This is a genomic window from bacterium (assembly GCA_021159335.1).
In the GTDB taxonomy this organism is placed as follows: Bacteria; UBP14; UBA6098; order B30-G16; family B30-G16; genus JAGGRZ01.
On sequence record JAGGRZ010000135.1, the window covers coordinates 1 to 9,304 of the forward strand.

The following is a 9,304-nucleotide window of genomic DNA, read 5'->3' on the forward strand; positions in this document are numbered from 1 at the left end:
ATCAGAAATATGTTTATTTTTCTCATTAATCACCTCCGAAAAATGTTTTCACGATATCATCAATAGAATAAAGCCCACACGGCTTTTTGACAAGCCATTTCGCAGCTTCCAAAGCACCCTTAGCGAAAAGAGCTCGACTTCTTGCTCTGTGAACGAGAACTACCTCCTGCGTTTCATCAGCGAAAATTATGTGGTGTTCGCCCGTTATCTCACCAGCGCGAACAGCGTGTATCCCTATTTGCTTCTTCGGACGCTCTCCGGTTTTACCGTGTCTCCCGAAAATTATCGAATCCTTTCCCAAACCTCGAGCCTGCGCAATTTTTTCAGCCAGTGTCAAAGCCGTTCCGCTCGGAGCATCAGCTTTGTGCCGGTGATGATATTCGACGATTTCGATATCTGCATCCGGGTTCGCCGAAGCATAAATGGAGGCGAATTTTCCGAGAAGTGCGACTGAAAGCGACATATTGGTCGCGTAAAAAAGTGGTATTTTCTTCGACGCAGAACGCAGAGTCTCGAACTGCTTATCATTAAGTCCCGTCGTTCCCGAGACCAATGGAATACCATTTTTAGCGCACCATTCAGCAATAGCTACTGTGCCCTCAGGCGAGGAGAAGTCAAGCGCACAGTCCACGCTTTTTGGAAGTTCATCGGGCAGGTTCTTAACGGGAATTTCCTCGAAAATCGTGCTTTCTTTGTCCACGCCGGCGACAATCGTGAAACCCTCTTGCTTGGCTAACTTGACTATAGCTTTCCCCATTCTACCGAGTATGCCGTTTATTATTATTTTCATTTTAGTTATTCGATAATGAGCTTTGCTTGTTTAAGGGCTTCTTCCAAAGCTTCGCGAGTCTTTTGGGAAGCTGGCGTTAGTGGTGGTCTGAGATTTCCGCTGCAAATCCCAAGCATCTCCATCGCAGCCTTGAGAGGCACCGGGTTACCCTCGAGAAAGAGTGCTTTCATCAGCGGATACAATCTGAAATGAATTTCTCGCGCGTGTTGTATGTCGCCATTTTGGAAGTGGCGCACCATGTCGGCAAAATCCTGAGGTGCGATGTTGGCTATCGTCGAGACCACACCTTTGGCTCCCAGCGCCAAAGCCGGCAGTGTCAGCGAGTCATCACCGGAAAGAAGCGTTATTGAGGGTGCATATTTGAGTATGGCACTCATCTGGTCAACGCTTCCGGAAGCCTCTTTTATAGCTACTATGCCATCTATCTCCGAGAGTTTTGCGACAGTTTGCGGAAGCAGGTTTGTACCCGTTCGTGAGGGCACATTGTACATTATTATTGGTAATCCAACATCAGCGATCTCGCGATAGTAATTATACAGCGCTTCCTGTGTGGGTTTGTTCCCGAAAGGGGTTATAACGAGTGCCGCATCGGCGCCAATCTTTTTAGCTCTTTCGGTTCTTTGTACGGCGAGCTTTGTCTCTGAAGCTCCTGTACCCATTATCACTGGTATTTTCCCTTTCGCCACCTCGAGAGCAGCGGAAAGCAACGCATCCCGTTCATCCTCGTGCAATGTAAAGCTCTCACCAGTGCAGCCTGCAACGAGTATTCCGTCCGTGCCCTGTTCTATGTGCCAGCCGACCAACCTTTTGTATGTTTCGAGGTCGACATTACCCTTATCATCGAAAGGTGTTATTAGGGCGACTATCGAGCCTTTGAACATAATCCCTCCTTTTTTCATCATTAGAATTTTAACTAAAAGTTGATGTCTGGGCAAGAAAGTTGTTCGATGTGTAGTTTATCCGTCGCCTTCGCTTATAAGTTTTTTCGGCTCGAACAAACGTATATAGGAGTCTTTTGGGCTTACTGGACAGTGCTCGACTCCTTTCGGGATTACCGCTATCTCGCCCTCGTTAAGGGTCAGGTCATTATGAGACTTGCGCATTTTTATCAACAACTGTCCTTTTACAACGAAGAAGAGTTCGTCCTCGTTGGAGTGTTTGTGCCAGTGGTATTCGCCTTTGCAGAACACAAATCTTACAACATGGTCGTTTAATCTGGCTAACTCGACGGGACTCCACGGTTTGAGCTTTTCGTCGCGTGTTAATTCATCAATTTTTACAGTTTTTATGTGCAAACCCGATTAATTTTAAAAGGTGGGTAGAGGGCTTTGAACCCTCGACCTCCGGATCCACAGTCCGGCGCTCTAACCAATTGAGCTATACCCACCATCTGGTTATTAATCTATTTTTTAAGGTTTGGCTGTCAAGGCTAAATCAAAGGCTAAATAAGTAATTACGGGGATGAACGAAAAAATTAACTTTTCAAAATTTTAATGATAGCTTGTATCACATCTTCGATTTTTCTTTTCTTCAAGCTGCCGACCTTATACAAAATTATGCTTTTATCTGCGGTGAATATTCTGTTAGGTCGAACATTACTTGTCTGTTTCAGGCTGCCTGATTCAAAATCTTCGCTTGTAATAGTAATAGCATAGGAATCTTTTACTTTTTGACTGGTTATTTGGCAGAGTATCAAATCATCGCCTTTTAAGTTAGCTATTACCAGTGCGGGGCGTTTTTTGGCTTGGGAAAGATCAGAGAAAGGGAAAGGAACAACCACTACATCACCCTTCACAAATCCTTCCAAGCTTCGTCCTCCTCAGGTTTCAGCCAATCCTTCATGAGTGAGGATTCACTCAAAATGGCAGTGTCAAGTTTATCGAGAAGCAACTTTTTCTCGAATTTTTTGATAAAACTGAGAATTTCCGGAAGATAACTATCGGGAATCTTCTCTATTTCCGAAATTATTTTTTCCTTTACTGATTTCATGGCTTATATCAATTCTTTGGCTAATTGCACAGAAAATATGTCTATCGACATGCCTTGTGTCAAGTTTAAAGGGTCTCATTCGCATTTAGTATAATTCCTGTTGATTTTGCCGAAAAAATTTCGCATTATATTAGTTAAAAAACTTCTAAAATCATGGACGACTACATAGTAATACAGGGTGCAAGGGAACATAACCTTAAGAATATTTCACTAAAAATTCCTCGCAACAAGCTCGTTGTCATAACGGGGCTTTCGGGTTCAGGCAAAAGTTCACTCGCTTTCGACACGATTTACGCTGAGGGGCAGAGACGCTATGTCGAATCCCTTTCCGCTTATGCCAGACAATTTCTGTCGCTTATGGAAAAACCAGATGTCGACTTTATAGACGGGCTCTCACCAGCTATAGCTATCCAGCAGAGGAAAGCCTCCCACAATCCCCGCTCGACGGTGGCAACCGCGACGGAAATTTATGATTACCTGCGGCTTCTTTACGCGAGAGTGGGCACCCCACATTGCTGGATTTGCGGCGCCCCGATAGAAAGATGGACTATAGCGGGAATAATCGAGCAGATAATGAAACTTCCTCAGGGGCACAGAATACTTGTGCTGGCACCGCTGGTCCGTGGTCGTAAAGGAGAGTATAAAGCTCTCTTCGAAAGGCTACAGAAAGAGGGCTTCCTCCGAGTAAGAGTTGATGGGCACATTCGAACTATGGATAAGCCGATATTGCTCGAAAAGAATAAGAAACACACCATAGAGCTCGTTGTGGACAGATTAACCGTGGACGAGCATTATCGTGGGCGACTTTCCGAATCCATAGAAACGGCTCTATCCTACGGCGATGGGTTGGTTGTCATCGTAGATTACGATACAGGCGAGGAATACACATTTTCGGAGAAGATGGCGTGTCCACGCTGCGGAACGAGTATTGAAGAGCTATCACCGCGAATGTTTTCTTTTAACTCGCCCTACGGAGCGTGTCCTCAATGTGCGGGGCTTGGCATCCAGCTTAGGATAGACCCCGACCTTATCGTTCCGAATCCGAATCTTTCGATTTACGAGGGCGCAATAGCTGTATGGCGCGATTTCGTAGGGAGCTGGTACTTCGCTCAGCTTAAGGCTTTAGCGAAAAAGTACGATATACCCCTTCACAAACCGTGGAAAGAACTTTCGGAAAAACATAAGAAACTCATTCTTTACGGCAGCGACGAGGAGATAGTAGTTCACTATAAATCCGCTAACGGAAAATCCTCGGGGAGATGGGTAGGTGTTTACGAAGGCATAATACCCAATCTTGAGCGCCGTTACAGGCAGACCGAGTCAAACGATGTCAGAGCCTGGATTCAGCGTTTCATGGTTGCCGAAAAGTGCAGCGCTTGCGGTGGTTCTCGACTGCGCCCTGAATCGAGAGCCGTGACCGTTGCAGGAAAGCGTATACACGAGATAACCGCAATGTCAATAGACGAAGCATGCGAGTTCTTCGATGAGCTACCTGAAAAACTAACCCAAAGCCAGAATGAAATAGCAAGGCAAATAATAAAGGAGATTCGCGCGCGACTTCATTTCCTTCGCGATGTCGGCGTGGGATATCTTACGCTGGATAGAATGACGCACACACTATCGGGCGGCGAGGCGCAAAGAATACACTTAGCGACCCAGATAGGTTCGAGGCTTGTTGGTGTGCTTTATGTGCTTGATGAGCCAACTATAGGACTTCATCCCAGGGATACTGATAAACTGCTTAGAACGCTAATCCAGCTCAGGGACCTTGGGAACACAGTCATAGTTGTTGAGCACGATAGACAGATAATAGAAAGCTCGGATTTCGTGGTTGACCTTGGCCCCGGTGCAGGGGTGAAAGGCGGACATGTGGTAGCGCTGGGTCCTCCTGAGGAGATAAAGAAAGTCCCGGAAAGCATAACGGGAAAGTACCTCGCTGGTAAGCTGAAAATTTCTATACCCGAGCAAAGAAGACCGGGGAATGGCAAAGAACTGGTCCTTGTCGGCGCAACAGGGCACAACTTGAAAAACATAACTGTCAGATTCCCTCTCGGGAAATTCATTTGCATAACTGGTGTTTCCGGCTCGGGCAAAAGCACCCTGATAAACGAAACCCTATACCCGATACTTGCCCGCTATTATCATCGCGCTCATCTCAAACCTTTGCCCTACAAGGAAATTATAGGACTCGACAATATAGACAATGTTATAAACATAGACCAATCTCCCATAGGTAGGACGCCGCGCTCGAATCCAGCTACCTACACCGGAGTTTTCACGCCTATACGGGAGCTATTCGCATCGCTGCCCGAATCGAGAGCGAGAGGTTATCGTCCGGGAAGGTTCTCGTTTAATGTTAAGGGTGGCAGGTGTGAGGCGTGTCAGGGGACTGGCGTGATAAAGCTTGAAATGCACTTTCTGCCAGATGTTTACATAAAGTGTGATGAGTGCAAAGGGAAAAGGTTCAAAGCGGAAACATTGGAGATAAAATATAAAGGTTATTCGATAGCCGATGTGCTTGCCATGACGGTCGACGAAGCTTACGACCTTTTCGAAAACATTCCACCCATAGAGCGAAAACTCAGGATTCTTAAGGAGGTGGGCCTTGGATACATTCAGCTCGGGCAATCGGCGCCAACGCTTTCTGGCGGTGAGGCACAGAGAGTTAAGCTTGCTAAGGAGCTTTCGCATACTGAGACGGGCAACACTCTTTACATTCTCGACGAGCCGACGGTTGGGCTTCATGCGTACGATGTCAAAGTTTTGCTCGCAGTGCTGGACAAATTGGTAGATAGAGGGAACACTGTAATAGTTATAGAACATAATCTCGATGTTATAGCTCATGCCGACTGGATTATCGACCTTGGACCCGGCGGTGGAGATGAGGGGGGATATATCGTCGCAGAGGGGACTGTGGAAGAGGTAGCGCAGAATCCAAAGTCTATAACTGGAAAGTATCTGAGGACTATTTTGGAGCGATTCGGCAAAGAAAGAGTGGAGACCAAAGCCGTTACTTGATGAACCTTATGTTAGTTTGTTTTGCGTTAGTTTTCGAATCTAATTATATGTTCAAATAAAACCGTTGACAACTTTTTTCCGACCGAATAACTTTGTTAAAAAATTAACTTGATCATAATATGGAGGTAGAAATGCCTAACGGGAAGCCGGGTTCCATTTTGGTTTTAGGGGGAGGGATAGGAGGTATCCAAGCCGCGCTTGACCTCGCCGAATCGGGTTTCAAAGTATACATGGTCGAGAACAAATATTCTATAGGCGGGGTTATGGCTCAGCTCGACAAAACTTTCCCCACCAATGACTGCTCGATATGTATACTTTCGCCCAAGCTCGTTGAGTGTGGAAGGCACGAAAATATAGAGTTGCTAACGGGTTCAGAAGTAATAGGTTTTGAGGGCGAAGCGGGCGATTTTAAGGTTAAAATTCTCGAACATCCGCGCTACATAAGGCTTGATAAGTGCACCGGCTGCGGCGATTGCGCAAAAGCATGCCCAGTGGATAATCGTCCCAACATATTCGAGGAACTCCTGATAAAGCGCACAGCTGCTTATAGGCTTTTCGATCAGGCTGCACCGTCAGCATTCGTTATAGAAAAACTGGGCGAGCCGCCATGCCGCGCAAGATGTCCGCTTCATGTCAACGCAGTAGGATACATCCAGCTTATAAAAATAGGTAAATACGAGGAAGCGCTTGCCTTGGTGCGTGAAAAAAATCCGTTCCCTGCTATTACTGGAAGAATTTGCACTCATCCGTGTGAATCTGTGTGCGACAGAGCAAGATTCGACGAGCCCGTGGCGATAGATTATCTGAAAAGATTCGTCGCCGATTACGAACTCAAAAAATACGGTTCTTTCCAATGGGATTTGACGAAGGATGAGCCTAAAGGGAAGTCAGTCGGCATAGTAGGGGCAGGTCCCGCTGGACTTATGTGTGCCCATGACCTGCTTCGTAAAGGATATGATGTAACTATTTACGATGCGCTCGATAAACCGGGCGGAATGATGTACGCCGGAATCCCGTCATACCGACTTCCACGCGACATACTTTTCGGTGAAATAGAACTTATAGAAAAGCTTGGCGGAAAATTCGTTCTCAACACCGTTATAGGCAAAGACATCAAGCTATCCGAACTTAGAGAGAAACACGACGCAGTATTTATAGCCATAGGTGCCCACAAGAGCCGCAAACTAAGAGTACCTGGTGAGGACCTGGAAGGCGTATGGGGAGCAGTGGAATTTCTGCGAGAATTCAATCTCGGGAAAGATGTCAAAGTTGGGAAGAAGGCGATGGTTATAGGTGGCGGTAACGCAGCTATAGACGCCGCGAGAACGCTTCTAAGACTTGGCGCTGATGTGACTATACTTTACCGCCGCTCAAGGAAAGAGATGCCCGCTAATCCGGAAGAGGTAGAGGAAGCGATAGAAGAGGGCGTGAAGATAGAGTTCCTCGTTACGCCAGTGGAAATACTCGGAGAAAACGGTAAAGTAACTGGCATAAAGTGTGTCCGGATGAAACTCGGCGAGCCTGACGAATCGGGCAGAAGAAGACCGATACCTATTGAGGGTTCAGAATTCGTGCTCGAATGCGACATGGTAGTGCCAGCCATATCTCAGCAACCAGACCTTTCTCTCCTGGGTGAGGAAATCGAGCAATTCAAAATAACGAGATGGAACACTTTCGAGGTGGATGAGAAGACCCTTGCAACCAATGTTGAAGGTGTTTTTGCCGGCGGAGACGATGTTACTGGACCGCTAACTTACATCGACGCTATGGCGCAGGGAAGGAAGGCAGCCATATCCATCGACCGTTATCTTCAGGGGGTTGACCTTTATGAGGGTAGAGATTTTTCTCTCGAGGGTCCTATCGACGACTATGTGCAATCTGACCAGGACCCGGAAGATGTGCCCTACCAGCCGCGCGCGAAAATGAAGCTCGCCTGTGCTACTGATAGAGCCAAAAATTTCGAGGAAGTAGCGCTCGGTTTTGATGAGGAAACGGCTGTAGCTGAGGCTAAAAGATGTCTGTCGTGCGCAGGCTGCTCTGAGTGTATGGAGTGCGTCCGCGCGTGCAAAGCCGATGCTATAGACCATTCAATGCTCGCTAAAATCCATGAGATAAGAGTCGGCTCGGTCATTCTTGCGCCTGGATTCGATGAGTTCATACCAACGATAAAGAGCGAATACGGTTATGGACGATTCAAAAATGTCGTTACATCAATACAATTCGAGCGAATACTTTCCGCTTCGGGACCATACAAAGGACACATTAAACGCCCCGGCGATGGCAAACATCCGAGAAAAATAGCCTGGATTCAGTGCGTCGGTAGCCGCGACGAACAAGTAGGAAGACCGTATTGCTCGTCAGTATGCTGTATGTACGCGACTAAAGAGGCAGTAATAGCCAAAGAGCACGCCCCTGATGTCGAGCCAACAATATTCTTCATGGACATGAGGTCCTACGGTAAGGAGTTCGACAAATACATTGAAAGAGCCGAAAAAGAAATAGGTGTTCGATTTATTCGAAGCCGGGTCGCGAAAATTGACGAAGACCCCGAAACGGGAAATCTGTGGATAAAATATGAAACGGAGGATGGAAAGCTTGAGAGGGAAGAGTTCGAGATGGTGGTCCTTTCGGTCGGCTTTGAACCATCGGTAACGGCTAAAAAGCTTGCTGAAACATTCGGAATTGAGCTCGATGAGTTTGGTTTTGCAAAGACTGCTCCGTTCAGACCTATGGAGACGAGCCGGGATGGCGTGTATGTTATAGGTGCATTCGCAGCTCCAAAAGATATTCCCGAAACGGTTGCGCAGGCTTCGGGCGGTGCAGCATTGGCTTCTTCTGTGATAGCTGATGCGCGAGGTACTGAGATAACAGAAAGGGAATTGCCGCCGGAGATAGATGTTAAAGGACAGCCGCCCCGAATAGGAGTGTTTGTATGCCACTGTGGGATAAACATCGCTGGCGTGGTGGATGTTAAGGCTGTGGTCGAATACGCCAAAACTTTGCCGAATGTAGTTTATGCTGAGGACAACCTGTACACATGTTCCCAGGATACACAGGAGAGAATAAAGGAAAAAATTAAAGAATATAAACTTAATAGGGTTGTGGTCGCATCTTGCACGCCGAGAACTCATGAACCACTATTCCAACAGACTATCAGAGAGGCGGGCTTAAATAAGTTCCTGTTCAACATGGCTAACATCCGCGACCAGGATTCATGGGTTCACAGAGACAGTCCGCAGGATGCCACCGAAAAAGCGAAAGACCTCGTCAGGATGGCCGTTGCAAAAGCAACACTTCTGGAACCGCTGCAGATAGAGCAGATTCCTGTGACCAAGCGCGCATTAATCATAGGCGGTGGCATTGCTGGAATGGAGGCTGCTGTCCTCATGGGAAAACAGGGATTCGAAACCTACCTTATTGAGCGTTCCGAGAAACTGGGCGGCAATGCGTTGTATCTGCGCCATCCTATAGAGGGCATACCCGGTAATCCAACAGTTGCTGAACACA

General features: G+C 47.0%; 7 protein-coding genes and 1 tRNA gene. 2 read left to right on the forward strand and 6 right to left on the reverse strand.

The window, feature by feature from the left end; genetic code table 11:
• Positions 1-25: 25 nt before the first annotated feature.
• The 6 genes from J7J62_07370 to J7J62_07395 all read right to left on the reverse strand — a co-directional run bounded on the left by J7J62_07370 (position 26) and on the right by J7J62_07395 (position 2,779).
• Complete coding sequence (locus tag J7J62_07370; GenBank protein MCD6124973.1) at positions 26-790, reverse strand: 4-hydroxy-tetrahydrodipicolinate reductase; 765 nt, start codon at positions 788-790, stop codon at positions 26-28.
• Positions 791-795: 5 nt separating this feature from the next.
• Positions 796-1,671 carry a 4-hydroxy-tetrahydrodipicolinate synthase gene (locus J7J62_07375; protein MCD6124974.1) on the reverse strand — a complete coding sequence of 292 codons (876 nt, stop codon included), beginning with the start codon at positions 1,669-1,671 and terminating at the stop codon, positions 796-798.
• Positions 1,672-1,746: 75 nt separating this feature from the next.
• Complete coding sequence (locus tag J7J62_07380) at positions 1,747-2,064, reverse strand: cupin domain-containing protein (protein MCD6124975.1); 318 nt, start codon at positions 2,062-2,064, stop codon at positions 1,747-1,749.
• A 39-nt stretch (positions 2,065-2,103) separates the two neighbouring features.
• Positions 2,104-2,177: transfer RNA gene (locus J7J62_07385), tRNA-His, on the reverse strand.
• 87 nt (positions 2,178-2,264) lie between these two features.
• A complete protein-coding gene (locus J7J62_07390; GenBank protein ID MCD6124976.1) occupies positions 2,265-2,597 on the reverse strand; it encodes a type II toxin-antitoxin system PemK/MazF family toxin in 333 nt (110 codons plus the stop codon).
• Entirely contained in the window at positions 2,582-2,779 is a 198-nt protein-coding gene (locus J7J62_07395) for a DUF2281 domain-containing protein (protein MCD6124977.1), read from the reverse strand. The genes J7J62_07390 and J7J62_07395 overlap by 16 nt, the downstream gene beginning before the upstream one ends.
• 153 nt (positions 2,780-2,932) lie before the next feature.
• Here J7J62_07395 and uvrA point away from each other — a divergent pair, with 153 nt between their 5' ends.
• Together uvrA and J7J62_07405 are read left to right on the forward strand one after the other, a co-directional pair.
• The gene (gene uvrA, locus J7J62_07400; GenBank protein MCD6124978.1) at positions 2,933-5,797 is read left to right on the forward strand and encodes an excinuclease ABC subunit UvrA; all 2,865 of its coding nucleotides are present in this window, start codon (positions 2,933-2,935) and stop codon (positions 5,795-5,797) included.
• Between the two features lie 131 nt (positions 5,798-5,928).
• On the forward strand, positions 5,929-9,304 hold a 3,376-nt coding region (locus J7J62_07405; GenBank protein MCD6124979.1), incomplete at its 3' end, for an FAD-dependent oxidoreductase.

Excerpts from the sequence above, each read along its gene's own strand:
- J7J62_07370 (MCD6124973.1), bottom strand. The coding sequence starts at position 790 with ATGAAAATAATAATAAACGGCATACTCGGTAGAATGGGGAAAGCTATA.
- J7J62_07375 (MCD6124974.1), bottom strand. The coding sequence starts at position 1,671 with ATGTTCAAAGGCTCGATAGTCGCCCTAATAACACCTTTCGATGATAAG.
- J7J62_07395 (MCD6124977.1), bottom strand. The coding sequence starts at position 2,779 with ATGAAATCAGTAAAGGAAAAAATAATTTCGGAAATAGAGAAGATTCCC.
- uvrA (MCD6124978.1), top strand. The coding sequence starts at position 2,933 with ATGGACGACTACATAGTAATACAGGGTGCAAGGGAACATAACCTTAAG.